This is a genomic window from Bacillus sp. FSL M8-0071 (genome assembly GCF_037975455.1).
Classification (GTDB): domain Bacteria; phylum Bacillota; class Bacilli; order Bacillales; family Bacillaceae; genus Bacillus; species Bacillus subtilis.
Genome location: NZ_CP150256.1, coordinates 1,655,784 through 1,680,288, shown reverse-complemented (window position 1 = coordinate 1,680,288; position 24,505 = coordinate 1,655,784). Strand labels below are relative to the sequence as shown.

General features: G+C 43.3%; 24 protein-coding genes. 1 reads left to right on the top strand and 23 read right to left on the bottom strand.

The genetic code is table 11. The annotated features are described in order from the left end of the window. Window positions 1-145 precede the first annotated feature (145 nt). The 21 genes from codY to MKX71_RS08600 all read right to left on the bottom strand — a co-directional run bounded on the left by codY (window position 146) and on the right by MKX71_RS08600 (window position 19,216). Window positions 146-925, bottom strand: coding sequence for a GTP-sensing pleiotropic transcriptional regulator CodY (gene codY, locus MKX71_RS08700; protein ID WP_003220850.1), 780 nt, complete (start codon window positions 923-925; stop codon window positions 146-148). Window positions 926-964: 39 nt separating this feature from the next. Continuing rightward, on the bottom strand, window positions 965-2,377 hold the full coding sequence (gene hslU / locus MKX71_RS08695; protein ID WP_256683486.1) for an HslU--HslV peptidase ATPase subunit: 1,413 nt from the start codon (window positions 2,375-2,377) through the stop codon (window positions 965-967). A gap of 7 nt (window positions 2,378-2,384) precedes the next feature. Next, on the bottom strand, window positions 2,385-2,930 hold the full coding sequence (gene clpQ / locus MKX71_RS08690; RefSeq protein WP_003238555.1) for an ATP-dependent protease subunit ClpQ: 546 nt from the start codon (window positions 2,928-2,930) through the stop codon (window positions 2,385-2,387). Between the two features lie 12 nt (window positions 2,931-2,942). Further along, entirely contained in the window at window positions 2,943-3,857 is a 915-nt protein-coding gene (gene xerC, locus MKX71_RS08685) for a tyrosine recombinase XerC (protein WP_326227810.1), read from the bottom strand. A gap of 67 nt (window positions 3,858-3,924) precedes the next feature. After that, window positions 3,925-5,232 (bottom strand): FADH(2)-oxidizing methylenetetrahydrofolate--tRNA-(uracil(54)-C(5))-methyltransferase TrmFO, encoded by a 1,308-nt coding sequence (gene trmFO / locus MKX71_RS08680; protein ID WP_327842763.1) that lies wholly within the window; start codon window positions 5,230-5,232, stop codon window positions 3,925-3,927. A gap of 75 nt (window positions 5,233-5,307) precedes the next feature. After that, window positions 5,308-7,383: a type I DNA topoisomerase gene (gene topA / locus MKX71_RS08675; RefSeq protein ID WP_003245599.1), complete on the bottom strand. Its 2,076-nt coding sequence runs from the start codon at window positions 7,381-7,383 to the stop codon at window positions 5,308-5,310. Between the two features lie 187 nt (window positions 7,384-7,570). Next, complete coding sequence (gene dprA, locus MKX71_RS08670; protein WP_003245871.1) at window positions 7,571-8,464, bottom strand: DNA-processing protein DprA; 894 nt, start codon at window positions 8,462-8,464, stop codon at window positions 7,571-7,573. Between the two features lie 60 nt (window positions 8,465-8,524). After that, window positions 8,525-9,427, bottom strand: coding sequence for a succinate--CoA ligase subunit alpha (gene sucD / locus MKX71_RS08665; protein ID WP_003238566.1), 903 nt, complete (start codon window positions 9,425-9,427; stop codon window positions 8,525-8,527). 28 nt (window positions 9,428-9,455) lie between these two features. Then, window positions 9,456-10,613 (bottom strand): ADP-forming succinate--CoA ligase subunit beta, encoded by a 1,158-nt coding sequence (gene sucC / locus MKX71_RS08660; protein WP_003244732.1) that lies wholly within the window; start codon window positions 10,611-10,613, stop codon window positions 9,456-9,458. Between the two features lie 172 nt (window positions 10,614-10,785). Next, window positions 10,786-11,067 (bottom strand): FlhB-like flagellar biosynthesis protein, encoded by a 282-nt coding sequence (locus MKX71_RS08655; RefSeq protein WP_003232001.1) that lies wholly within the window; start codon window positions 11,065-11,067, stop codon window positions 10,786-10,788. After that, window positions 11,064-12,794 (bottom strand): hypothetical protein, encoded by a 1,731-nt coding sequence (locus MKX71_RS08650; protein ID WP_339231961.1) that lies wholly within the window; start codon window positions 12,792-12,794, stop codon window positions 11,064-11,066. The genes MKX71_RS08655 and MKX71_RS08650 overlap by 4 nt, the downstream gene beginning before the upstream one ends. A 31-nt stretch (window positions 12,795-12,825) precedes the next feature. Next, a complete protein-coding gene (rnhB, locus tag MKX71_RS08645; protein WP_003245658.1) occupies window positions 12,826-13,593 on the bottom strand; it encodes a ribonuclease HII in 768 nt (255 codons plus the stop codon). A 70-nt stretch (window positions 13,594-13,663) separates the two neighbouring features. After that, entirely contained in the window at window positions 13,664-14,512 is an 849-nt protein-coding gene (gene ylqF, locus MKX71_RS08640; protein WP_032721550.1) for a ribosome biogenesis GTPase YlqF, read from the bottom strand. A 142-nt stretch (window positions 14,513-14,654) separates the two neighbouring features. Continuing rightward, a complete protein-coding gene (rplS, locus tag MKX71_RS08635; protein WP_003220825.1) occupies window positions 14,655-15,002 on the bottom strand; it encodes a 50S ribosomal protein L19 in 348 nt (115 codons plus the stop codon). Window positions 15,003-15,141: 139 nt separating this feature from the next. Continuing rightward, window positions 15,142-15,873: a tRNA (guanosine(37)-N1)-methyltransferase TrmD gene (gene trmD, locus MKX71_RS08630; protein ID WP_339231960.1), complete on the bottom strand. Its 732-nt coding sequence runs from the start codon at window positions 15,871-15,873 to the stop codon at window positions 15,142-15,144. Next, the gene (gene rimM / locus MKX71_RS08625) at window positions 15,870-16,394 is read right to left on the bottom strand and encodes a ribosome maturation factor RimM (protein ID WP_339231958.1); all 525 of its coding nucleotides are present in this window, start codon (window positions 16,392-16,394) and stop codon (window positions 15,870-15,872) included. Before rimM ends, trmD begins: the two co-directional genes overlap by 4 nt. A 4-nt stretch (window positions 16,395-16,398) precedes the next feature. After that, the gene (locus MKX71_RS08620) at window positions 16,399-16,785 is read right to left on the bottom strand and encodes a YlqD family protein (RefSeq protein ID WP_014476793.1); all 387 of its coding nucleotides are present in this window, start codon (window positions 16,783-16,785) and stop codon (window positions 16,399-16,401) included. Between the two features lie 121 nt (window positions 16,786-16,906). Beyond that, on the bottom strand, window positions 16,907-17,152 hold the full coding sequence (locus MKX71_RS08615; RefSeq protein ID WP_014476792.1) for a KH domain-containing protein: 246 nt from the start codon (window positions 17,150-17,152) through the stop codon (window positions 16,907-16,909). Further along, window positions 17,152-17,424: a 30S ribosomal protein S16 gene (gene rpsP / locus MKX71_RS08610; protein ID WP_003220815.1), complete on the bottom strand. Its 273-nt coding sequence runs from the start codon at window positions 17,422-17,424 to the stop codon at window positions 17,152-17,154. Before rpsP ends, MKX71_RS08615 begins: the two co-directional genes overlap by 1 nt. Window positions 17,425-17,529: 105 nt before the next feature. Then, the gene (gene ffh / locus MKX71_RS08605) at window positions 17,530-18,870 is read right to left on the bottom strand and encodes a signal recognition particle protein (RefSeq protein ID WP_014113771.1); all 1,341 of its coding nucleotides are present in this window, start codon (window positions 18,868-18,870) and stop codon (window positions 17,530-17,532) included. 13 nt (window positions 18,871-18,883) lie between these two features. Then, complete coding sequence (locus MKX71_RS08600; protein WP_003238590.1) at window positions 18,884-19,216, bottom strand: putative DNA-binding protein; 333 nt, start codon at window positions 19,214-19,216, stop codon at window positions 18,884-18,886. Between the two features lie 177 nt (window positions 19,217-19,393). On the opposite strand from MKX71_RS08600, the gene MKX71_RS08595 reads away from it, so the two are divergent. Beyond that, window positions 19,394-19,879, top strand: a complete 486-nt coding sequence (locus MKX71_RS08595) for an Ig-like domain-containing protein (RefSeq protein WP_070548959.1) — start codon at window positions 19,394-19,396, stop codon at window positions 19,877-19,879. A 35-nt stretch (window positions 19,880-19,914) separates the two neighbouring features. Here MKX71_RS08595 and ftsY read toward each other — a convergent pair whose 3' ends face one another. After that, window positions 19,915-20,904 carry a signal recognition particle-docking protein FtsY gene (gene ftsY, locus MKX71_RS08590; protein ID WP_003232026.1) on the bottom strand — a complete coding sequence of 330 codons (990 nt, stop codon included), beginning with the start codon at window positions 20,902-20,904 and terminating at the stop codon, window positions 19,915-19,917. A 19-nt stretch (window positions 20,905-20,923) separates the two neighbouring features. Then, window positions 20,924-24,484, bottom strand: coding sequence for a chromosome segregation protein SMC (gene smc, locus MKX71_RS08585; RefSeq protein WP_015252105.1), 3,561 nt, complete (start codon window positions 24,482-24,484; stop codon window positions 20,924-20,926). Window positions 24,485-24,505: the final 21 nt, after the last annotated feature.

Here is a 24,505-nt window from a genome sequence, read left to right as displayed (position 1 = left end):
TTCGGCATTTTTGAAACTTTTTGAAGAAAAATGCAAAATTTATTAAAATTATTACATAGAAAGACTTTCAACCCAGGAAATAAAGCTTATTGATTTCCTTTATTTGAAATAAAAAAAGAACCCTCAAAAAGGGTTCTTTTTGTGATTAATGAGATTTTAGATTTTCTAATTCAATTAGGAATTTGTTGTTTAGTACCTTGATATAAGTACCTTTCATTCCTAATGATCTAGACTCGATAACACCGGCGCTCTCCAGCTTTCTGAGTGCGTTCACAATAACAGAACGGGTAATGCCGACACGGTCAGCAATTTTACTTGCAACAAGAAGACCTTCATTTCCGTCAAGCTCCTCAAAAATGTGCTCAATTGCTTCAAGTTCACTGTAAGAAAGCGAGCTGATAGCCATTTGTACGACAGCTTTGCTTCTTGCTTCCTCTTCAATTTCTTCTGCTTTTTCTCTTAGGATTTCCATTCCGACAACTGTTGCGCCGTATTCAGCTAGAATTAAGTCATCGTCATTGAATTGATCTTGTAAACGCGAAAGAATAAGTGTTCCTAATCTTTCCCCGCCTCCGATGATCGGCACAATTGTTGTTAAACCAGCTTGAAACAGGTCTCTGTTCTCAACAGGGAAAGCAGTATATTCACTATTAATATCCAAGTTAGAAGATGTTTCAGGGACATTAAACAGATTTTTCGTATATTCTTCAGGGAATTGACGATCCTCAAGCATTTTTTTCATACGATCATTTTCAATTTGCTGGTTAATAGAATACCCAAGGAGTTTCCCTCTGCGGCTTACAACGAAAATATTGGAATCAATTACATCCCGCAGCGTCTCCGCCATTTCCTTGAAGTTTACCGGTTTCCCTGCCGCAGCTTGCAGCATGGAGTTAATAATTCTTGTTTTTTGTAATAAAGCCATGATAAATAATCCTCCTAAACATTCCTCATATTAAATTTTTCACAATATAAATTGACTTAAATCTTTGTTTTTGGCTATCGTTCCGAGCTTTTCTTCGACATACTGTGGTGTAATCGTTATTTTCTCCATCGTTACATCTGGAGCTTCAAACGACAAATCTTCTAATAGGCGTTCAAGTATTGTATGAAGGCGTCTCGCACCGATATTATCTGTGTCCTGGTTCACATGATAAGCAACTTCAGCAATCTTATGAATAGCTTCGTCAGAAAATTCAAGAGATATACCTTCTGTCTGCAATAATGCCTGATATTGTTTCAGCAGCGCATTATCCGGCTCAACCAAAATTCTCACGAAGTCGTCTACCGTGAGTTTGTTCAGTTCTACACGAATCGGGAAACGCCCCTGCAGCTCAGGAATCAAATCAGACGGTTTGGCCATATGAAACGCTCCTGCTGCAATAAATAATACATGGTCTGTTTTTACAGAACCATATTTTGTGACAACGGTAGAACCTTCAACAATCGGAAGGATATCCCGCTGAACGCCTTCTCTTGAAACATCGGCAGAAGAAGATGCACCGCCGTTCTTTGCGATTTTATCAATCTCATCGATAAAGATAATCCCGCTCTCTTCTGCTCTCTGAACAGCTTCCTGGCCGACTTCATCCATATCGATGAGTTTGCTTGCTTCTTCATTCGTCAGGACTTTTCTGGCTTCTCTGACTGTCATTTTGCGCCGCTTCTTTTTCTTTGGCATTAATCCGCTCAGCGCATCCTGCATGTTCATACCCATCTGCTCCATACCCGAGCCCTGCAGCATGTCAAACATAGAAGGCTGCTGCTCTTCGACTTCTACTGTTACATAGTAGTCTTCGAGCTCTCCTAAAGCCAGCTGATGCGCCATTCGTTTTCTTTTTTCTTCGATGTTTGCTTCTTCCTGGCTCTCCGCCTCATCTTCACCATTCGGCTGGCTGCCTCCAAAAAACATTTCAAACGGATTTTTAACGCCAGATTGTTTTTTCTTCCCAGGAACTAACAGACGAACAATGCGTTTGTTTGCATTTTCTTCTGCCTGTTCCTTTACTTCATTCATTTTCTCTTCTTTTATAAGCCGAACAGAAGTCTCCACAAGATCTCTGACCATTGATTCAACATCTCTGCCTACATAGCCGACTTCGGTAAATTTAGTAGCTTCAATTTTGATAAATGGCGCACCTGAAAGCTTAGCGATTCGTCTGGCAATTTCAGTTTTCCCGACGCCGGTAGGACCCATCATTAAAATGTTTTTCGGAACGACCTCGTCCTTCAGCTTTTCATCCAGAAGACTTCTTCTATAGCGGTTTCTTAATGCCACGGCGACAGCTTTTTTCGCATTTTGCTGACCGACAATATATTGGTCTAACCGATCTACAATCTGTCTAGGAGTTAACGGTTTTTTTTCCATGCGCCTCAAGTCCTTTCTATTCAAGCTCTTCCAGTATGATTTGATCGTTCGTGTAAACACAAATTTCGCCTGCTGTTTCTAACGCGGCTCTGGCAATCTCACTTGCAGACATGCTTTCACCGGCATGCTTTTTCAGTGCTCTTCCCGCTGCCAAAGCGTAATTGCCTCCTGATCCAATCGCGAGAATGCCGTCATCTGGTTCGATCACCTCGCCTGTTCCCGATACGAGAAGCAAAGTATCCTGATTCATAACAATCAGCATGGCTTCGAGCTTTCTTAGCACTTTATCACTGCGCCATTCCTTCGCAAGCTCAACAGCCGCCCGTTTTAAGTTGCCGTTATATTCTTCAAGCTTAGCTTCAAACTTTTCGAATAAAGTGAAAGCGTCTGCAACAGATCCCGCAAAACCAGCAAGAACTTTGCCGTTAAACAGTTTTCTCACTTTCCGTGCCGTGTGTTTCATGACAACAGCCTGACCAAATGTTACTTGGCCGTCTCCGGACATAGCGCTTCGTCCTTTATGCTGTACGGCAAATATTGTGGTCGCATGAAAAGATGACATAAAGGGCCTCCTTTAATTTTTCTTAAATGCTCTTGGATGGTGAGACATATATGTGTTTCTCAACATTTCCTTCGAAACGTGCGTGTATATCTGTGTAGAAGACAGATTGGAATGCCCGAGCAGTTCTTGAACGCTTCTCAAATCCGCTCCTTCATTTAACAGATGCGTGGCGAACGTATGTCGAAGCATATGCGGATGGATATGTAAAGTGCTTGACGCTTTTTGAACAAGCCCGCTTAAAATATGTCTGATGCCACGGGCTGTAAGCGGTCCGCCTCTTTGATTTACGAATAATAGATCATGAGGTTCTTTTGCCTTCATCAGCAAGCACTGTCTTCCGCTATTCATGTATACCTTCAACGCTTCGCGGGCATAAGACCCAAAGGGGATATAGCGCTGCTTCTTGCCTTTACCGTGAACAAGCACAGTGTCCATAAATAAATCAACGTCGTTAATAGTTATGGAACAGCATTCACTGACCCTCATTCCAGTGGCATAGAGCAGCTCTAACAGCGCTTGATCCCTCATTCCGGCCGGCTGGCTTATATCTGAAACTTCAAACAGCTCCTCAAGCTCTTTTTGATATAGAAACTTCGGTATCCGTTTCTCCTGTTTTGGCAGATGAACAAGCTGAAACGGATTTTCTTCAATAAGCTTTTCCCGCATCAGAAACTTATAAAAGCTTCTTAATGCAGATATCTTTTTGCTTATTGTTCTTCTCGATAAACCTTTTTCATAGGCTTCTGTCAAAAAAATCCTAGTATCTTGATATGATGCTTCTTCAAATCCATTTATACCTTGAACGCGCAGGAAAGTCTCGAATTCTTCAATTGAATCCACATAATTCACAATAGTATATTGTGAATAATTTTTTTCAATTTGTAAATATTCAACGAATAACTTTACGAAATTCTTAACATTCTCCATGCCTAATACCTCCCCAGGAAGGGCTTTTAAATGGTATCACAAATCGCGCTCAGGTTGCAATCAATACCTATATTGTTTTCGAAATTGTTTGAATTGTTTCAATCGCACGGTTCGCGTATTGTTCATTTCGTTCTTTTTTATTTTTAATTTTAACTGGCAATTCTTTCAAAAGCCCAAAGTTTGCATTCATCGGCTGGAAGTTCTTCTGGTTTGTTGTTGTAATATAATGTGCCATACTGCCAATTGCTGTTTCCTGAGGGAAGATCACAAGCTCTTCTCCCAATACAAGCTTCGCCGCATTAATGCCTGCTACAAGTCCTGAGGCAGCTGATTCCACATATCCTTCTACTCCCGTCATTTGGCCTGCAAAGAACAGATCACTGCGGTTTTTAAATTGATAAGTCGGCTTTAACAGGCTTGGAGAGTTAATAAATGTGTTTCTGTGCATCACGCCATATCTGACGATTTCTACATTTTCAAGTCCTGGAATCAACTTGAGAACTTCCTTTTGGTCTCCCCATTTTAAATGAGTCTGGAATCCTACAATATTATAAAGTGTTCCCGCAGAATCATCCTGTCTGAGCTGAACGACGGCATAAGGGCGTTTTCCTGTAACAGGATGCTCTAGACCAACCGGTTTCATCGGACCGAAAAGCATTGTTTTCTTACCCCGTTTTGCCATAACTTCAATCGGCATGCAGCCTTCAAAGAAAATCTCTTTTTCAAATTCTTTTAACGGCACTGTTTCTGCTGATGTTAATGCTTCATGAAAACGGTCAAACTCTTCTTCTGTCATCGGGCAGTTCAAATATGCTGCTTCACCTTTATCATAACGGGATTTTAGGTACACTTTATCCATATCAAGGCTGTCTTTTTCTACAATTGGCGCCGCTGCGTCATAAAAATATAAATAGTCCTCTCCAGTCAGCTCCTTCAGCTGGGCAGACAGCGATTCAGATGTTAACGGACCCGTTGCGATGATAGTAGGGCCTTCAGGAATTTCAGTCACTTCTTCATTAATAACGGTTACGTTTGGATGATTTTTCACCCGATTTGTCACACTTGCGGCAAATTCATGACGGTCTACTGCAAGAGCGCCCCCGGCAGGCACCGAACATTCGTCAGCCGCAGCGATAATGGCTGAATCAAGCGCACGCATTTCTTCCTTTAATACACCGACAGCGTTAGCAAGTGTATTAGAGCGAAGAGAGTTGCTGCAGACAAGCTCAGCAAATTTATCTGTATGATGCGCAGGCGTTTGTTTAACTGGCCGCATTTCATACAATTTGACTTGAATCCCACGTTTGGCAAGCTGCCATGCTGCTTCACTTCCTGCGAGTCCGGCTCCGATTACATTCACTGTTTGTTGGTTCATCTTTCACATCTCCTAGTTTATTATTCAAGGCCTTCTTTTAACACACAAAGAAGGTGAGCAAGACCCTGCTCACCGCTACTTCTGTGGTTCTTCCTTATAATCGCATTCCACGCATTGGACTTGTATGCCTTTTTTGAGTTTTTTCTCGACGAGCATTTTTCCGCATTTCGGGCATTTTCGTTCAATTGGTTTGTCCCATGATACGAATTCACAGTCCGGATAACGGTCACAGCCGTAAAACACCCGTTTCTTTTTCGATTTTCGCTCAACAATGTTTCCTTCTCCGCAGCTCGGGCACTTCACACCGATTTGTTTCACAATCGGTTTCGTGTTCCGGCAGTCAGGGAAGTTGGAGCAAGCTAAGAATTTACCGTACCGTCCCATTTTATATACCATTGGAGAACTGCACAATTCACAATCCTCTCCAGCATACTCAGGTTCAATCTCAACTTCCTTCATTTCCGATTCGGCTTTTTTCACGCGTTTTTCAAAATCGGTGTAGAAATTATCGATAATCTTGACCCATTCGGTATTTCCTTCTTCAACATGATCAAGATCTCGCTCCATTTTAGCTGTAAACTCAACGTTAATGATCTCAGGGAAAAACTCCATGATCAAGTCAAGAACGATCTGACCTAATTCAGTCGGAACGAAACGTTTATTATCCAATGCCACGTAGCCGCGCCGCTGAATAGTATCAAGTGTCGGAGCATATGTGGATGGACGGCCGATACCGCGTTCTTCAAGGGTTTTAACAAGCCGGGCCTCAGTATATCGCGGAGGCGGCTGGGTAAAATGCTGCTCAGGTTCTATATCTTTTGATAATACCGTGTCGCCTTCTTGTAAGTCAGGCAGCATCCGGTCTTTTTCTTCCATTTGATCGTCTTTTCCTTCAACATACACCTTCATAAACCCGGAAAACTTGACTTTACTTCCATTTGCACGAAATGTCAAACCGTTGTTTGTCAGGTCGACACTCATTGTATCGAGAACAGCCGGTGCCATTTGGCTGGCAACAAAACGCTCCCAAATTAATTTATACAGTCTCATTTGGTCTCTGCCGAGGACTGCTTTTAATTCACTTGGTTTTCTAAGAACTGATGTCGGCCGAATTGCTTCGTGGGCATCCTGGGCATTTTCATTCTTTTTCGCAGGCTTCCGTTTTCCGCCTAGGAACTCTTTTCCATATGTCTGATCAATAAATGCAGCTGCTTCATCAACAGCCGTATTTGAAATACGGGTTGAATCCGTTCTCATATACGTGATCAGACCAACCGTTCCTTCTCTTCCTAAATCAATTCCTTCATATAATTGCTGTGCAATCATCATCGTTTTCTTCGCTCTGAAATTGAGCTTGCGAGCCGCTTCCTGCTGCAGGGTAGAAGTGGTAAAAGGCAAAGCAGGATTACGTTTGCGTTCCTTTTTGGTTACTTTTTCAACTGTATATTGATTCCCTTTGAGCTGAGAAAGAATCTCTTTTACATCAGCTTCACTATTTAAAGGAAGTTTTTTGCCGTTTTTCCCGAAAAAGCTCGCTTCAAAGGTTTCTTGACCTTTTAAGAACGTACCGTCAATTGTCCAATATTCCTCAGGCTTAAAGTCGTTAATCTCTTTTTCACGGTCAATAATCAAACGGAGGGCAACGGATTGCACGCGTCCTGCGCTAAGCCCTTTTTTGACTTTTTTCCATAAGATTGGACTGATTTTATATCCGACAAGCCTGTCTAAAATACGTCTCGCTTGCTGTGCATCCACTAAATCCATATTGATCATGCGGGGATGCTTAAACGATTCCTTAATAGCGTCTTTTGTAATTTCGTTAAACACCACACGGCAGTCTGAGTTGAGATCTAAATCAAGACTGTGTGCCAAATGCCATGCAATCGCTTCCCCTTCTCTGTCGGGGTCGGCTGCGAGATACACTTTTTTGGCTTTTTTCGCAGCCGTTTTCAGCTCTTTTAATACCGGGCCTTTACCTCGAATGGTAATATATTTCGGTTCAAAATTCTGTTCTATGTCAACTCCCATTTGACTTTTTGGAAGATCCCGGACATGTCCCATTGATGCTTTTACTTTATATTTTTTACCTAAGTAACGTTCAATCGTTTTCGCCTTAGCGGGCGATTCCACGATGACTAGATAATCAGACATTTTCATCCCCCTCAAGAGGTGTTCTCTCTCTTTTCAAGATATTTCAATTTTATTTTTGCAGCTGTCTTTATTTGGCTTTCAACATTTCATTCTTTATCATGAACGTCATTAATTAAATAGAAAACAATATGCAACTTTAAATCCTCACTATTATTAAATATTTAAATACCGTTTGTCAAACGATAATTCAAAAGGGTTCCGTATATTGAACGTTTCTCTCAGGAAGTTCCTCGAAAATATCCTCTGCTGACCATATGGCTTTAGCCCCCTGCTGGATCAGTTTTATAGGACCTCCGGCGTAAGGGTCAAACAATGAACCGGGTACGGCAAATACCTCTCTCCCTTGTTCCAATGCTTGATAGGCAGTAATCAGCGAACCGCTTTTTTCTTTGCCCTGAACGACAATAACGCCTTCACTTAGTCCGCTGATAATACGGTTTCTCATAGGGAAATGCCATTTTTGGGGTTTAGTTTCAGGTGGGTGCTCTGACAGCAGGATATGGTGTTTAGCCATGTGATCTGCTAACTGAAGGTTTTCTCGGGGATAAATGTGTTGAAATCCGCCTGCAATGACGCCAATTGTCCGCCCCTTCGCCTTAATACTTGCAGCATGGGACATTCCGTCTATCCCAGACGCCAGTCCGCTGACAATCACCCAACCTTTACGACAGATCTCTTTTGTAAGATGATTGACAACTTGTTTCCCATAAGCTGTTGGATTTCTTGTGCCTACAATTCCAATTTTTCTCCCTTTCGAAAGAAGAGTCATATCACCTTTTGCAAACAGTACGGCAGGGGGATCATAAATGCTTTTAAGCCAGAAAGGATATTGCTTTGAAGAAATAGGGATGGTGTTAATGCCTTGCTCACGATAAGCAGCAAGTACACGCGGGAGCTTTGGATAAAATTGTTCTATTTCGTTTTTTAATGCAGCTGCTTTTATTTGATCACGAGTAACCGTTTGTAACACGGGTGATGTCAGCGACATAGACGGATCGGCTTTCCACCATTTTAATAGAAGGGATGGGGATAATAATTGATTGATTCTGCAAATCGTTAGGCAGACAGCGGCCTGATCCAATAGATTGACCTCCTTTTGTTAGAAAAAGCAGGAACAGCCTTGACGGCTGTCCCTTTTTTATTAATGCGTTTTACAAGTTTCGAACAAGTTCTTCTCTTTCAGCACCTTGATTAAGGTTTCACCCATGACAGAAGGTGTCTCTGCAACTTCGATTCCGCATGCATTAAGGGTTTTGATTTTTTCATCAGCTGTCCCTTTCCCGCCGGAAATAATGGCGCCTGCATGCCCCATGCGCTTCCCAGGAGGTGCTGTTTTACCGCCAATAAAACCGACTACCGGTTTTGTCATGTTGGCTTTTACCCACTCTGCCGCTTCCTCTTCGGCCGTACCGCCGATTTCGCCAATCATGATGACTGCGTGTGTGTCAGGATCTTCGTTAAACGCTTTTAAAACGTCAATAAAGTTTGTTCCATTTACAGGGTCGCCGCCGATTCCAACAGCTGTAGATTGCCCTACACCCGCTTCTGAGAGCTGGTGCACCGCTTCGTATGTTAATGTTCCTGAACGTGATACAACGCCTACATGACCCTTTTTATGGATGTATCCGGGCATAATGCCGATTTTACATTCTTCAGGCGTAATGACACCAGGACAGTTCGGCCCTATCAGTCTCGTTTTCTTGCCTTCCATGAAGCGTTTGACCTTCACCATATCCAAAACCGGGATATGTTCTGTGATACAAATCACGAGATCAAGCTCCGCATCTACCGCTTCCATAATCGCATCAGCTGCAAACGGTGCGGGCACATATATAACAGACGCGTTAGCGCCGGTTGTTTGAACTGCTTCAGCCACTGTATTAAATACAGGAACACCTTCCGCTTCTGTTCCGCCTTTTCCAGGTGTTACACCGCCAACGATATTTGTGCCGTATTCAAGCATCTGCTTCGTATGAAATAAAGCGGTAGAACCTGTAATCCCTTGCACAATAACTCTTGTATCTTTATTAATGAAAACACTCATTATTTGGTCCCCTGCCTTTCATTCTTTCTTAAACTAAGGATACGATTTTCTGCGCGCCGTCAGCCATTGATTCCGCAGATGTAATGTTTAATCCTGATTCACTAAGGATTTTCTTCCCTAGATCCACGTTTGTGCCTTCAAGACGGACGACAAGCGGCAATGTCAAACCAACTTGTCTAGTCGCTTCAACAACCCCTTCTGCGATGACATCACATTTCATAATGCCGCCGAAAATGTTGACAAAAATCCCTTTAACGTTTTGATCAGAAAGAATGATTTTAAATGCTTCCGTGACTTTTTCCGCGGTTGCACCGCCGCCCACATCAAGGAAGTTGGCCGGTTCTCCTCCATAATGCTTGATAATATCCATCGTAGACATTGCAAGTCCCGCGCCGTTTACCATACAGCCGATATTTCCATCAAGGGAAATGTAGCTTAGATCATATTTGGACGCTTCAATTTCTTTCGGATCTTCTTCATCCAAATCTCTGTATTCCATAATGTCCTTTTGTCGGTACAACGCATTGCTGTCAAAATTCAATTTTGCATCAAGCGCCATCACATTTCCGTCGCCAGTCACAACAAGCGGATTGATTTCGGCGATTGAGCAGTCTTTCTCAACAAACGCTTTATATAGTCCAAGCATAAATTTAGCAGCTTTTCCCACGAGCTCTTTTGGAATATTAATAGCGAATGCAATTTCTCTGGCTTGATAGCCTTGAAGGCCAACAGCCGGATCAATGACAGCTTTTTTGATTTTTTCTGGTGTTTTCTCCGCAACCTCTTCAATTTCCGTTCCGCCTTCTTCAGAAGCCATCAAAACGATTCTTGAAGTGGCGCGGTCAAGCACTAGACCGATGTAATATTCTTTTTTAATATCGCAGCCTTCTTCAATAAGTAAGCGTTTTATTACTTGGCCGTCCGGACCCGTCTGATGTGTAACTAGGGTCTTCCCTAATAGTTCTTCGGCATACGCTTTTACTTCGTCTAATGATTTTGCTATTTTTACCCCACCAGCTTTGCCTCGACCGCCAGCATGAATTTGAGCCTTTACGACATAAACCGAGCTGGATAAGCTCTTTGCACTCTCAACTGCTTCTTCTGCTGTAAAAGCCACTTTACCTTCAGGAACAGATACCCCATATTTTCTGAGGACTTCTTTTCCCTGGTACTCATGGATATTCATTTCCCATCCTCCTAACTTATGTAACAAAACTAAAATAGACTGCGCTTTCATTCTATAATATTACTGGAAGAATTGTCTACAGTTCGATGCAAAATCTTTTAATCCTTCTAAACATTCAAACTTTTACTTTATTAAAAACATAAATTTCAAAGGAGGATGGGGAATATTTTAGCTATTTTTTGTTTTTTACGCTTTCGTCCAATTTGTAAATGAATGAAAAAATCTCGGCTACCGTTTCATAAAGAGCTTCAGGAATTTGATCATCTACCGTCAAATGGCGCATTAATTCGACAAGAGTCCGATCTTCTTGAATCGGGACCCCTGCTTTTTTTGCTTCTTTGATAATGTTGTCAGCTACATGGCCCTTTCCTGTGGCAATCACTCTCGGCGCCTTGTCTTTTTGTTCGTCATAATGGAGAGCAACAGCTTTTCTGATCGGTGTCTGCTCTTTCATATTTTCACATCCACTTCCTGATCACTGATACTTGTTATATATTGATCGATTGAAGCCTTTTCTTCGGTGTGAACCCTTTTTTTAGCGTTTACCCCTGAAAGGCTGTACCCCATTTCCTTTAGCCCCTGTTTAAGCGCGGGCACCATCGGATCGATCGCAGCCTGCAGCTCGAAATCAGTCTCTATTGTAATGGTCATGACTTTTTGCTGTACCAAGCAATCAACGACGGTTTCTTTTAGTGTATCAAGCTGCAGCAAAAACAAAAGGCGGCAATGGGAAGGATCAAGCTTTCCATCCGCTTCTTTCTTTCCTTTAAACAGAACAGTCATGTCCTGAACCCCTGACTTCGAAAACATCGGAAATGACATTACAATTTGGCTGTATGATGGATGGTCCTGCTGCATGAAAAGCTGGCCATTTAATTTATGAAAAACCTGATCGGCTTCTTGTTTGACTGGTTCGGCTACCTCATGCGATGCTCTTAAGGCAGAAAGAGCCAGCTTGATGGATTGCATTTCGCCAGATGTGACTGCACTTCCTTGTTCAAACGCTTTAATGAACGCAACCTCGTCCCTTGCACCGATTGCCGTTTTCACTTTGGATAAGAAAGAAAGAACATCTGCTTTATCCGCCAAATGAGGTGCTGTCTGCTGAACAGCCTTAAAAAAGACTTCGGCTTCCTGGTCTGTGACTTGTGCCGCCTGTAAAACAGCTGAAGCTGCAAGTGACTTACTATCACCCGATGAAGCAGCCGCTTTAATCCAATTTGCTGCTTCTTTCACAATTTGGAGACTGTTTTTTTCAGCAGATTCCGTCAGCTTCATCAGCAGCTGGCGGGCTTCTTTAATTGGAATGTCTGCTGCTGTTTTAACAGACTCTTCTTGTATGCTTCTCTGTTCTGCTGTGTGATTTGCAATCGGCAGGCTGGCTTTTCCGGGGGAGCCAGCTGGTGTGCTAAGCTCCCTGCTTCCAGCAGTATTGGCCGGAGAAGGTGCTTTCGTATTGTCGGTTAAAGAAATAAGCTTATCAATCAGCCGTTCTGCATGGACATCGATTTCACTATTTAAAAGCACCGTAACTGCTTCCTTTAGCTTTGACATCATTTGGCTCTGCTGAGGGTTTTGGTCGATTGCCTGAAGCAGCTGGAATACGTGCTGATGCAACGGAACAGGCGATTTCACTGCGTGAACACCATTCAAAATCTCGGAGTGAATGGGAAGATCACGCTTTAAAGCGAAGAGAACCGTTTCAACTGCTTTTTTTGTGTCTTGCGAAGGCAGCGTGTCCATCCACCGGACAGCTGTTTTGATATCATTTTCTGTTACGGGTGTTTTGCTTTTCAGCATCGCTCCTGTCATCATGAGAGCTGCGTTTGACGTCTTCACTGACATGGCATTTAAAAGCTTGCCAGCTGCATCCTGAATGGTTTTAGGATTTTGATCAAAGCTTTGAACGACCTGAAGACGGCCTGTTTGCTCTGCCGTTTTTTTTTCGTAGGAAAACCAATAGTATGCCTGAGGACGAAGCTGAGTTTCAAGTTTTCCCTGAACAGTTTGATTGCCGACTTGGATCAGGGCATGCTGATCTCCTAGTAAACGAAGCACTTTTCCTAAGAGGAGACGCTTCTCCCCGTTTAGCGCTTCGTTTACTTTTGATGTTTCCTGCGGGACGGCTGTACGCCCGAAAAGGTGCTGCAGCGCCTTTTGCACATCATTTCGTATGTTCATTTTAAAAAGGTGCCTCCTTGTCCATGGTGATTTATCTGAAAGATTGAACAGGAGCGAAAGTTTTGCGGTGCAATTCAGTTGGGCCGTATGCAGCGAGAGCTTCCAAATGTTCTTTTGTCCCATAGCCTTTATTTTTTTCAAAGCCGTACATGGGATACGTTTCGGCATAAGCGCTCATCATTCGGTCCCTCGTCACTTTTGCGATACACGCACCTGCCGCAATAGACACGCTTTTGGCATCGCCTTTTATAATTGACGCCTGAGCCGTGTCGAGCGGAAGTGTCATTGCGTCAACAAGCAAATAATCAGGTGTATCCGACAAATCCTGTATCGCTTTCACCATTGCCATTTTTGAAGCTTCATATATATTGATCTCATCAATCACAGTAGCTTCTACAATTCCTATCCCGACCGCCAGTGCTTCCTTCATAATAAGCTCGTAATATTCCTCACGCTTTTTTTCTGAAAGCTTTTTGGAGTCTGTCAGCCCAAGTATTTCACATTCCTCTGGAAGGATGACTGCGCTGGCGACAACTGGTCCTGCCAATGGTCCCCGGCCGACCTCGTCAACACCTGCAATCAAGCGAAATCCCTTGTTTCTTGCCAGCCTTTCATAGGAAGTCATATTCACCCATTGTTCTTTCAGCGCTTTTTCTTTCGCTTGCTTTTTAAGCCATTGCTCTACAAGCGTTTGAACGCTTTTTCTCGGGTCGTTTTCGCATTGGGCAATAAATGGGTCTTGTGCATCCTTCACTTCCTGCAAACGGTCTTTAATGTCCTTTACGGTTAATGTATTCACTTTCTCTTCTCCCTTACTGTATGTATCGGTTCAGCCAAGAAAAAATAAAGACCCGCATTTCTGCGCGCCTTTACATCGTCGGCTGTTCAAATGACAGCCTGCCGAACTTTTCAGTGCGAATATCGCGAATGATGACTTCAGTCGTCTTATCATAGTTAATGAGCCCACCGCTCATGAGACAGCCGCGCTTTTCACCTATTGCATCAAACAGCTCGGCAATGTCCTCTGGGATCTCATCAAGGCCATAACGCTCTTTAAGCCGTTCTGGGTAATGTTCTTCGAGAAAACGAAGACCAAACACGGCCACGTCCTGCAAATTGATAATCGAGTCTTTAATAGCCCCGGTAACTGCCAGTCTCAAACCGACAAGCTCATCCTCAAATTTAGGCCACAAAATTCCCGGTGTATCTAATAGCTCTAATTCTTTCCCAACTTTGACCCACTGTTGAGAAGTCGTAATACCAGGTCTGTCTCCCGTTTTTGCTATGTTTTTCTTTGCAAGCCGGTTGATGAGCGTTGATTTTCCGACGTTTGGAATGCCGATAATCAAAGCGCGAATCGCTCTCGGCTTCACACCTTTCGCCCGCATCCGGTCAAATTTTTCTTGGAGGATCTCTTTTGATGCAGGCACAATTTGATTTAAACCTTGCCCGTTTACAGAATTAATGGACAGAGAGCGGATCCCCTGGTTCTCAAAGTGCTCTTTCCACCGCTGTGTAACTGCCGCATCTGCTTTGTCAGCCTTGTTTAACAGCATAATTCGCGGCTTATTTTTTAGAATATCTTCAATCATTGGGTTTCTTGATGACATTGGAATTCTGGCATCTACCAATTCATATACGATATCGATTAATTTTAATTTTTCGGTTACTTCCCTTCTTGCTTTTGCCATATGGCCCGGGAACCATTGAATTGTCATGTGACACGAACACCGCCTTTATCTTCAGTATGCATGATTCATTGTTGTCCTTTATGTATTTTACGATGCCTGTCCGGCATTTTCAAATTCTGTATAAAAAAAGAGCTTGTTACAGGTAACAAGCTCTTTTCGTTCGTTATCATTATCGTCTGATCTCTTTAATACGAGCCGCTTTTCCGCGAAGTTCACGCAGGTAGTAAAGTTTAGCACGGCGTACTTTACCGTAACGTACAACTTCGATTTTCGCGATTTTTGGTGTGTGTACAGGGAAAGTACGTTCAACGCCAACACCGTAAGAAATCTTACGAACTGTGAACGTTTCGCTGATTCCACCACCACGACGCTTAATCACAACACCTTCAAAGATCTGGATACGCTCACGGTTACCCTCAACAACTTTAACGTGTACACGTAAAGTGTCACCAGGACGGAACGCAGGAAGATCAGTACGAAGCTGTTCTTTTGTGATATCTTCAATTAGTTTTTGCATCGTTTTCAACTCCTTCCAACAGATGCTCTTGGCCACAAAAACCGGCACAGCGGAACATCGTTTTCAAGCTTGCAGCGGATAAGCCCGCTTAAGCCACAAGTAGTATCTTATCACAATTTCATAGCCTATGCAATAAAATCTATTCTTTTTCCCATTCAGAAATCCACTTTCTTTGCTGCTCTGTAAGCGGGTAGTCTTTCAACAGATCCGGACGTCTTAGGTAGGTCCTTCTGATCGATTCTTTATTCCGCCATTCTTCAATTTTTGCATGGTTTCCTGACAAGAGTGTTTCAGGCACTTTTAAACCTTTGTAATCTGCCGGTCTTGTATAATGCGGGTGCTCTAAGAGTCCGGTGCTGAATGAATCCTCAATATGGGAAGCCTCTTTACCCAGTACACCCGGAAGCAGTCTGACCACACTGTCTGCGATCATCATTGCAGGGAGCTCACCGCCCGTCAGAACAAAGTCGCCAATTGATATTTCATCCGTTACCAAGTGCTCGCGAATGCGTTCATCATAGCCTTCATAGTGGCCGCAAATGAACAGCAAATGCTCTTCCTTTGCTAATTGTTCGGCTTTTTTTTGGGTAAAACGCTCACCTTGCGGGCATACGAGGATAATACGCGGAGCAGCGGCTGCCTTTGATGTCAGGTCCTCGACCGCGTCAAAAACAGGCTGAGGCTTGATAACCATGCCTGCGCCGCCGCCATAAGGATAATCATCAACAGTGTTGTGCTTGTTATCAGAGTACTCCCGGAAATTTACGACTTGAAACTGCACCGCATCTTTTTCCTGGGCTTTTTGAAGAATCGATGAGCCGAGCACACCTTCAAACATTTCGGGAAACAGCGTCAAAAAGTCGATTTTCATTCGTCTATTAACCCTTCCATTAGTTCAATCTCAATTTTCTTTTCCCTGACATCGATATGTTTGACCACTGATTCAATGTAAGGAATGAGTACGTCTTTTTTTCCTTTTCGTCCGATGACCCAAACGTCATTGGCCCCAGGCGTCAAAATTTCTTTGACCTTTCCGATGAGTTCGCCTTCTTCAGTAAATACTTCACACCCAATGATTTCGTGGAAATAAAATTCACCCTCATTCAGCTCTCCTAATTCTTCTTCAGGAACTTTAATGATTGCGTTTTTCAGCTCTTCTACTTCATTTAGGTTTTGTCTTTCTTTAAACTGCAGGAGATGAAATTGCTTATGCAGTCTATGTGTGTTTACCGTTACCTCCACTGGTTCGTTACGGCCGTCCATAAACAAATACAGCGTGTTTCCCGGCTTGTATCGTTCTTCGGCAAAATCTGTTTTTGAAATCACCCGCACTTCGCCTTTGATTCCGTGGGTATTTACGATTTTGCCTACATTAAACCATCGCTTTGTCATATGATCACCTCTGGCGAATTTCAATTACTTTTCCATCTTTTATGACGATGGTGTTCGCTGCTGTTTTCTCATGCCAGTCATCCCCGGCTTCAATCGTCAGCAGCGCATCGACTTCCTTTTCTTTCAGCTCACTGCCAAGCGGCAATGTATGTACTTGAGCAATTTGAAAATCGATGATTTTTATATCATCTTTTCGCTTTTCTATTGCCTTTTTAAATTGTTCAATCATATCAGGGTTTTGCTGTTCTTTCTCATGTTTTCTAAGCTGAAAATAGAGCTGGCTGCATTCTCGTTCAAGCATTTGTTTCTTTTCGGCAAAAGAAGCTAAAAGCTTTTCTTTACTGCGCTCGGTTAAGACTTGCATAACGGCTACACGGTGAATAATTTGCATCGCACCAAGCTCCCCGCTTTTAAAACTTTTACTCGCCCAGGCTTTTCTATTTTGCCTAAGCTTCTATCAGTTTACCCTTTTTTTGCGTGTAAAAAAAGGGGAGGTGCCGGCCCTCTCCCTTTTAGTCAAATATTTCAAATTGAACTTTCTTAGAAGACTGTGCGCCAGCTGCAAATACAGCTGTTCGAATCGCTTTTGCAGTCCGGCCTTGCTTTCCGATAACTTTACCGGTATCTGACTTATGGACAGATAAGCGCAGCGCAATCTTTTGATCGGTTTCTTCTCTTATGACGCGAATGTCATCTGGATGATCAACAAGCGGCGTCACAATGTGGACAATCAAATCTTCCAAGTGTTGATCAGTCATTACTTGCCTTGTTTAGCGTTGTGGAATTTTTCCATGATTCCTTGGCTAGAGAACAAGTTGCGAACTGTATCAGATGGTTTCGCTCCAGTTTGAAGCCATTTAAGAGCAAGCTCTTCGTCAATTTTTACTTCCGCTGGTTTTGCAACCGGGTTGTAAGTTCCGACTGTTTCGATGAAACGGCCGTCACGTGGTGAACGAGAATCTGCTACAACAATACGATAGAAAGGAGATTTTTTTGCTCCCATACGTTTTAAACGAATTTTTACTGCCATTTTACTAGCACCTCCGAAAATATTTCAACAAGATAGTATATTAACAATGATAAAAGTGTTTGTAAAGTGTTTTTTCTTAACAACGGTTTTATCATGTATAACCGATTACATAAAAGGTAGCTTAAACCCTTTTTTCTTGCCTTTTGACATGTTTGTCATCTGCTTCATCATTTTTTTCATTTCATCAAACTGCTTAAGCAGACGGTTGACTTCCTGTACGGATGTCCCGCTTCCTTTTGCAATCCGCTTCCGCCGGCTGGCATTGATAATATCCGGCTGTTCTTTTTCAAGAACAGTCATTGATTTGATGATTGCTTCCACATGATTCAGCTGTTTTTCATCAACTTGGATGTTTTTCAGGCCTTTCATTTTACCTGCACCCGGCATCATTTGCAGAAGCTCATCAAGCGGCCCCATGTTTCTGACTTGCCCGAGCTGCTCCAGAAAATCGTCCAATGTGAAGCTCATCGTTCTCATTTTTTGTTCCAGCTCTTTGGCTTTGTCTTCATCAACGCTGGCCTGTGCTTTTTCAATCAATGTCAGCACGTCGCCCATGCCGAGAATCCTTGATGCCATGCGTTCAGGATGGAACGGCTCTAACGCATCAAGCTTTTCGCCCAAACCTGCGAACTTAATTGGCGTGTTTGTGACAGCGCGAATAGAAAGCGCTGCCCCGCCGCGTGTGTCTCCATCCAGCTTAGTCAACACAACACCGGTTAAACCGAGCTGTTCATTAAAGCTTTTGGCAACATTCACAGCGTCCTGACCGGTCATGGAATCGACAACCAAGAAGATTTCTTCCGGATTCGCGATTTCTTTGACGTTGGTCAGTTCATCCATCAGTTCATGGTCGATATGCAAGCGGCCTGCCGTATCCAAAATGACATAGTCATAATGTTCTTCCTTGGCTTTCTCAATAGCCTGTTTAGCTATTTCTACAGGACTGACCTGATCGCCAAGAGAAAAAACAGGCATATCAAGCTGTTTGCCGAGTGTTTCCAGCTGCTTAATTGCGGCTGGGCGGTAAATATCGGCAGCAACCAGCATCGGTTTGCGATTATGCTTTTTGCGCAGCAGATTCGCAAGCTTACCGCTTGTTGTCGTTTTACCGGCACCTTGGAGACCGACCATCATAATAACAGTCGGCGGCCTTTTTGCGACGGCGATTTTGCTCTCTTCGCCGCCCATCAGCTCAGTCAGTTCCTCTTTAACAACTTTAATGACCTGCTGGCCGGGCGTCAGACTTTTCATGACGTCTTGGCCTACAGCGCGTTCACTTACTTTTTTGACAAAATCTTTGACTACTTTAAAGTTAACGTCAGCCTCAAGCAGCGCAAGACGAACCTCACGCATCATATCTTTTACATCTTGTTCGCTGACTTTCCCTTTTCCGCGGATTTTAGAAATCGTCTGCTGCAGTCGGTCGGCTAATCCTTCAAATGCCATAGTTTGCCGCCTCCTAATCTAATTTCTCAAGCGCTTCAATCAGAGCTGTAATTTCTTCCTCTTCTTTTGAACCGGAAGCAAGCTCCTTCAGCTTATTAAACATCTCTTTACGCTCCTGAAACTTTTTCAAAAGGAGCAGCTTTTCTTCATATTGTTCAAGCATCGCTTCTGTTCGTTTGATGTTATCATAAACAGCTTGTCTTGAAACCTCATATTCTTCGGCTATTTCGCCTAGGGAGAAATCGTCCAAATAATAAAGCGACATATAGCTCTTCTGTTTTGACGTCAACAACGACTGATAAAAATCAAACAGATAATTCATTCTCGTTGTCTTTTCGAGTGACATTTGAGCTCTCCCCTTTGTTAAGTCAAATCCCTTTACGATAACTTAGTTTACACGGTTTTAATGACACTGTCAAGTTTTTATCTTGTCAAAGCGGCGATTAACTTTTTCCAAAATACGCTAAATATCATCCAATTTATTCCGATATTGTATATGAACCCTATTTTAAGGAGGATTTTTATGAAAAAAATCAGTTTATTATTTATGTTGTGTCTGGCAGCCCTGTTTACAATAGGTTTCCCGGTACAGCAAGCAGACGCTGCTGAGGCACCTTATAAGGCCTCAATCACAAATATCAGCACAGATGGAGGGGTATACGGTAAAATCAATTACGGACAAGGTCAATATTGGCGAGTCAAGTACAATATTACAGTAAGCGGCAAATTACTCGACCAAAACGGACAGCCAGTGCCAAACGCGCCCGTAAGATTTGAAGCGGACACGAAGGTCGGAAACACAACACAAACTGCTTCAGGAACGACTGATGCAAACGGAACATTTGAGGTTCCGATGTATTTGGGGCCAGCTGCTGGTTACTATACGTATTACACATCTGTTTCCGTTCATTACTATGACATCATCCCATTCAGAGTTTTTTCTGGTGAGGCAAGACTGGTATCCACTGATAACAGCCTTTATCATTTCGCCTATCAAGTAAGAAGATAAAAAAGAAAAGGCCCCAAGATGTTGGGGCCTTTTTCTTAATCGTCGGCTTTTTCCACTAAATCTGAAAAGAGTCCGTACACATAGGATTCTGGATCAAATTCCTGAAGATCATCAACTTTTTCTCCTAAACCGACTAGTTTAACCGGGATGTGAAGCTCGTTGCGAATCGCAAGGACGATACCGCCCTTTGCCGTACCGTCAAGCTTCGTTAAAGCAATGCCGGTAACATTTGTTGCTTTAGAGAATTCTTTTGCCTGAGCCATTGCATTTTGGCCGGTCGTGGCATCAAGGGCAAGCAGCACCTCATGCGGAGCTTCAGGAACTTCTCTTTCGATAACACGTTTCACTTTTTCAAGCTCTTTCATGAGATTTACTTTGTTTTGGAGACGCCCTGCCGTATCACAAATTAATACATCGGCATTTCTTGCTTTCGCAGCATGAACAGCATCGTAGATGACAGCTGCCGGATCGCTTCCGGCCGTCTGCTTAATGACAGGCACTCCTGTACGCTCTCCCCATACTTCCAGCTGTTCAATGGCTCCCGCTCTGAAAGTGTCTCCGGCGGCAAGTACGACAGATTTTCCTTCTTGTTTCATTTTATGAGCAAGCTTTCCGATCGTTGTTGTTTTCCCGACACCGTTTACACCTACCAGAAGGATTACGTTTAAACGCCCATCCTGGATGTTCAGTTCTGAAATTTGCTCATCTCCGCTGTTATAAATCTCGACCAGTTTCTCAGAAATCACTGACTGGACTTCCTTTGGATCTTGAATATTTCTGCGTTTGACTTCTTTTTTCAGCTCATCTATTAATTCCATAACGGTTGTAAAACCGACATCCGCGCTGATAAGAACCTCTTCAAGCTCTTCGAAGAAATCCTCATCCACTTTACGGTAACGGGATACAAGATCATTCACTTTGTTTTGAAAGGAGTTTCTTGTTTTTTCAAGGCCATCCTTAAACTTTTCAGATACGGAATCTGTCTGTTTTGTGATTTTCTCTTTTAATTTTTTAAAAAAGCTCATCTTTTAACCTCTTTCCTCGTTACTGAACGAATTCTTTTGTTTCTTCCAGCTTAACGGAGATTACCTTGGAAACACCGGATTCCTGCATGGTTACGCCATAAAGCACATCCGCTTCCTCCATCGTTCCTTTTCTGTGGGTAATCACAATAAACTGGGTATCACTGCTGTATTTTTTTAAATACTGCGCAAACCGGAACACATTCGCTTCGTCGAGCGCAGCCTCTACTTCGTCAAGGACGCAAAACGGCACTGGACGAACCTTTAGGATTGAGAATAAGAGCGCTATAGCAGTAAGCGCACGCTCTCCGCCTGACAGGAGGTTTAAGTTTTGCAGCTTTTTCCCCGGCGGCTGAGCGATAATCTCGACTCCTGAATGAAGCAGATCGTTAGGATCGGTGAGCCTCAGTTCAGCTCGCCCTCCTCCGAATAAGGAGCGAAAAACTTGATCAAAGTGTGAGCGGATTTGAACGAATGTGTCGTTAAAGCGCTTCGTCATTTCTTCATCCATTTCTTCAATCACTTGGAACAAGGTATTTTTCGCTTCTGTTAAATCTTCTTTTTGTTCCGACAGAAACTTGTACCGTTCGTTGACCCTCTCAAACTCATCTATGCTTCCGAGGTTCACGGTACCCAGCTCTTCAATTGCGAGTTTAATCAGCTTCACGCGCTTTCTGGCTTCCTCTGGATCAGTTTCAAGCTGATATTTCTCTTTTGCCCCCTCAAAGGACAAGCTGTATTCCTCCCGTAAATATTGGAGTAAATTATCAAGCTCGACTTCCATTCGTCCGAGTTTGACTTCTTCGTCTTTTAAGAGCGTTGTTTTTTGTTTATACAGGCGTTTCATTTCTTTCAGCTCACGCTCATACGTATCAAGCCCATGCTGAAGCTTGATGCGCTGATCGCGCCTTAATGCAATCAGTTCGATCGTTTTCGTTTTGTCACTCAATTTATGTTTTGCTGCTTCTTCCAGCTTTTCTTCGCCGCTGGTGCTAGATGACATCTCTGACGTTAAGAAGCTTAAGTCTTCTTTTGCTTCTTTTAACGCAATCTCTGTTTCAGTGAGCTCTTTCTTTAATCTGGCAAGGTTGTCCTCTTCCCCCTTGCATGCCTGCTCTTTTTTGGCCGCAGCGATCTTCAGCTCAGTAAGCTCGTTGGAAAGAGACTCTTTCGTTGAGGATTGCGTTTGTTTTTGTTTTGTCAGTTTGTCTATGTCCTCTTCAAGCTGTTTCATCTTTTCAGATACGGCAGAGAGCTCTTCTTCAAGCTTGCGTTTGCGCGCTTTTTTCTCTTCATCGCTTTCTGACAGAGCAGATTTTTCTTGGTCATAGAGCTCTAAATGGGTATTGATATTTTTCTCGGCAACTTGAAGTTCGTACAGCTGGCCTTTCACATCCTGCTGCTTTAACCTTAAGCCTTCCCCGGTTTCTCTTAAGTCAGCCAGTTTTTTCTCCATATCCTGAATGGATTGTTTAAGGGTTTTGACCTCTTGTTCAAGCAGAGCTGTTTTCTCTTCCATTTCAGCGAGCCGTTTCGTCACATCTTCTAGCTCCCGGCTTCTTCCGAGGAGGGAGTTATTTTTCTTTTTAACCGCGCCGCCCGTCATTGAACCACCGGGGTTCACAACATCTCCCTCAAGGGTTACGATGCGGTACCGGTGCCCGAGAAGCTTCGCAAGCTCGTTTGCACCCTTTAAGTCCTCTGTGATCAGAACGGTTCCAAGAAGATTCTGGATGACGCTTCGATACGCAGGATCAAATGTGACAAGTTCACTTGCAACCCCGAGAAATGATGAATGCCGGGCGGCTGTTTCCGCGTCACGGCTTTGAAGCTGGCGGTCTCTAATAACAGAAAGAGGCAGAAACGTCGCCCGGCCGAAGGAATTCTGCTTTAAATATTGAATCGCTTTTCGGGCAGATTGTTCATCGTCGGTCACGACGTGTTGAGCAGAAGCGCCGAGCGCTATTTCAATGGCCGTTTCATACTTCTGTTCTGTAGAAATCAGCTCAAGAACCGCTCCGCGAATTCCGCCAAGGCGCTCTTTCGCTTTTAGCACTTCTTTAACACCTTGATAAAAGCCGGAGAAATCTCCCTGCATCGTCTCAAGCATGTCCTTTTTTGATCTCGCTTGCTGAACGTATTGGTATGCCTGATACAGAGCGGATTCATTTTTTTCGTATTGGCGCTTTTTCTGCTCATATTTTGTCTGCATATCACGATATGCACCGACTTGACTGTGAATCTCCTGCTCAATTCGGGCAAATTCCGTTTCACATGCGGCTTTACGCGCAGAAATATCACGCCGTTCCTGCAGGTGCTTTTCATTGTTGTCCGCGAGTCTCTGCAATGTGACAGCGGATTGGGACATCTGGTCATCAAGAAGCTGGAGTTCGTTGCGTATCGAAGCCTGGCTGTTTAACAGCTCAAAATAATCACTTTTCAGCTGCTCGATTTTCTCTTCGACATTTTCATTGTGAAGACTGAGAGCCTGCTGTTTTTCTTTTACTTGCGCCCTTAACTGCTTCACCTCAGCCTGAAGCGTTTCGAAGACAGCTTCCTGCTTCGAAAGCTCTTCTTTCAGAACCGTTTCTTTTTGCTGGAACTGAACGATGGCTTCTTCAAGCTGTTCTTGGTTTTGCACAGCGTTTTTCTTTCGTTCTTTCAGGACTTCTTTACGGCCTTCAAGCTTTTCCAGCTCTTCACTAGTTACCAGTAAAACTTGCTGGAGCTCATCTACTGACTCATCAAGCGCTTGTATTTTGTCCCTTGTATCCTCAATCTTTGCTTCTTTCGCAGAAATAGCAGACGATTCAGCAAGCTCTTCTTCTTTTGCCATCTGCACTTTCTCTTTAAGAGTCGACCATTTACCATGCAGCTCTTCGATATCATAGGCAGTCAGCGCAATTTCAACATGCTCCAGCTCTTTCTTTTTCTCAAGGTAGTCTTTCGCTATTGAAGCTTGAATTTTAAGAGGTTCAACCTGTCCTTCAAGCTCATGTAATATATCTTCTACCCGATTTAGATTGTCCTGTGTCTCAAACAGTTTATTTTCTGCTTTTTTCTTTCTCGTTTTATATTTAAGCACCCCGGCCGCTTCTTCAAAGATACTGCGGCGATCCTCCGCTTTGCTGCTCAGGATCTCTTCCACTTTCCCTTGGCTGATAATAGAAAATGCTTCTTTACCAAGGCCAGAGTCCATAAATAAATCAATAATATCCTTCAAGCGGCACGGCTGATTGTTAATCAGAAACTCACTCTCACCTGATCTGTACACACGTCTTGTGACACTCACCTCGTGGAAGTCAATTGGCAAGAAATGATCATCATTATCAAGAGTAAGCGTAACTTCAGCTAGATTTAATCGCTTTCTTGAGTCACTCCCGGCAAAAATGATGTCTTCCATTTTTCCGCCGCGAAGAGAGCGTGCCGATTGTTCGCCGAGAACCCAGCGAATGGCATCCGTGATGTTGCTTTTTCCGCTTCCGTTCGGCCCGACAACTGCTGTCACGCCTTTAACGAAGTCTACGGAAATCCGTTCTGCAAATGATTTAAATCCTATAACGTCTAAACGTTTGAGGAACATAGCGATCCTCCTTATGTAATA

Excerpts from the sequence above, each read along its gene's own strand:
- codY (WP_003220850.1), bottom strand. The coding sequence starts at position 925 with ATGGCTTTATTACAAAAAACAAGAATTATTAACTCCATGCTGCAAGCT.
- clpQ (WP_003238555.1), bottom strand. The coding sequence starts at position 2,930 with ATGTCATCTTTTCATGCGACCACAATATTTGCCGTACAGCATAAAGGA.
- xerC (WP_326227810.1), bottom strand. The coding sequence starts at position 3,857 with ATGGAGAATGTTAAGAATTTCGTAAAGTTATTCGTTGAATATTTACAA.
- trmFO (WP_327842763.1), bottom strand. The coding sequence starts at position 5,232 with ATGAACCAACAAACAGTGAATGTAATCGGAGCCGGACTCGCAGGAAGT.
- topA (WP_003245599.1), bottom strand. The coding sequence starts at position 7,383 with ATGTCTGATTATCTAGTCATCGTGGAATCGCCCGCTAAGGCGAAAACG.
- sucD (WP_003238566.1), bottom strand. The coding sequence starts at position 9,427 with ATGAGTGTTTTCATTAATAAAGATACAAGAGTTATTGTGCAAGGGATT.
- sucC (WP_003244732.1), bottom strand. The coding sequence starts at position 10,613 with ATGAATATCCATGAGTACCAGGGAAAAGAAGTCCTCAGAAAATATGGG.
- MKX71_RS08655 (WP_003232001.1), bottom strand. The coding sequence starts at position 11,067 with ATGAAAGAGCAGACACCGATCAGAAAAGCTGTTGCTCTCCATTATGAC.
- MKX71_RS08650 (WP_339231961.1), bottom strand. The coding sequence starts at position 12,794 with ATGAACATACGAAATGATGTGCAAAAGGCGCTGCAGCACCTTTTCGGG.
- ylqF (WP_032721550.1), bottom strand. The coding sequence starts at position 14,512 with ATGACAATTCAATGGTTCCCGGGCCATATGGCAAAAGCAAGAAGGGAA.
- rplS (WP_003220825.1), bottom strand. The coding sequence starts at position 15,002 with ATGCAAAAACTAATTGAAGATATCACAAAAGAACAGCTTCGTACTGAT.
- trmD (WP_339231960.1), bottom strand. The coding sequence starts at position 15,873 with ATGAAAATCGACTTTTTGACGCTGTTTCCCGAAATGTTTGAAGGTGTG.
- rimM (WP_339231958.1), bottom strand. The coding sequence starts at position 16,394 with ATGACAAAGCGATGGTTTAATGTAGGCAAAATCGTAAATACCCACGGA.
- MKX71_RS08620 (WP_014476793.1), bottom strand. The coding sequence starts at position 16,785 with ATGCAAATTATTCACCGTGTAGCCGTTATGCAAGTCTTAACCGAGCGC.
- MKX71_RS08615 (WP_014476792.1), bottom strand. The coding sequence starts at position 17,152 with ATGACTGATCAACACTTGGAAGATTTGATTGTCCACATTGTGACGCCG.
- rpsP (WP_003220815.1), bottom strand. The coding sequence starts at position 17,424 with ATGGCAGTAAAAATTCGTTTAAAACGTATGGGAGCAAAAAAATCTCCT.
- ffh (WP_014113771.1), bottom strand. The coding sequence starts at position 18,870 with ATGGCATTTGAAGGATTAGCCGACCGACTGCAGCAGACGATTTCTAAA.
- MKX71_RS08600 (WP_003238590.1), bottom strand. The coding sequence starts at position 19,216 with ATGTCACTCGAAAAGACAACGAGAATGAATTATCTGTTTGATTTTTAT.
- MKX71_RS08595 (WP_070548959.1), top strand. The coding sequence starts at position 19,394 with ATGAAAAAAATCAGTTTATTATTTATGTTGTGTCTGGCAGCCCTGTTT.
- ftsY (WP_003232026.1), bottom strand. The coding sequence starts at position 20,904 with ATGAGCTTTTTTAAAAAATTAAAAGAGAAAATCACAAAACAGACAGAT.
- smc (WP_015252105.1), bottom strand. The coding sequence starts at position 24,484 with ATGTTCCTCAAACGTTTAGACGTTATAGGATTTAAATCATTTGCAGAA.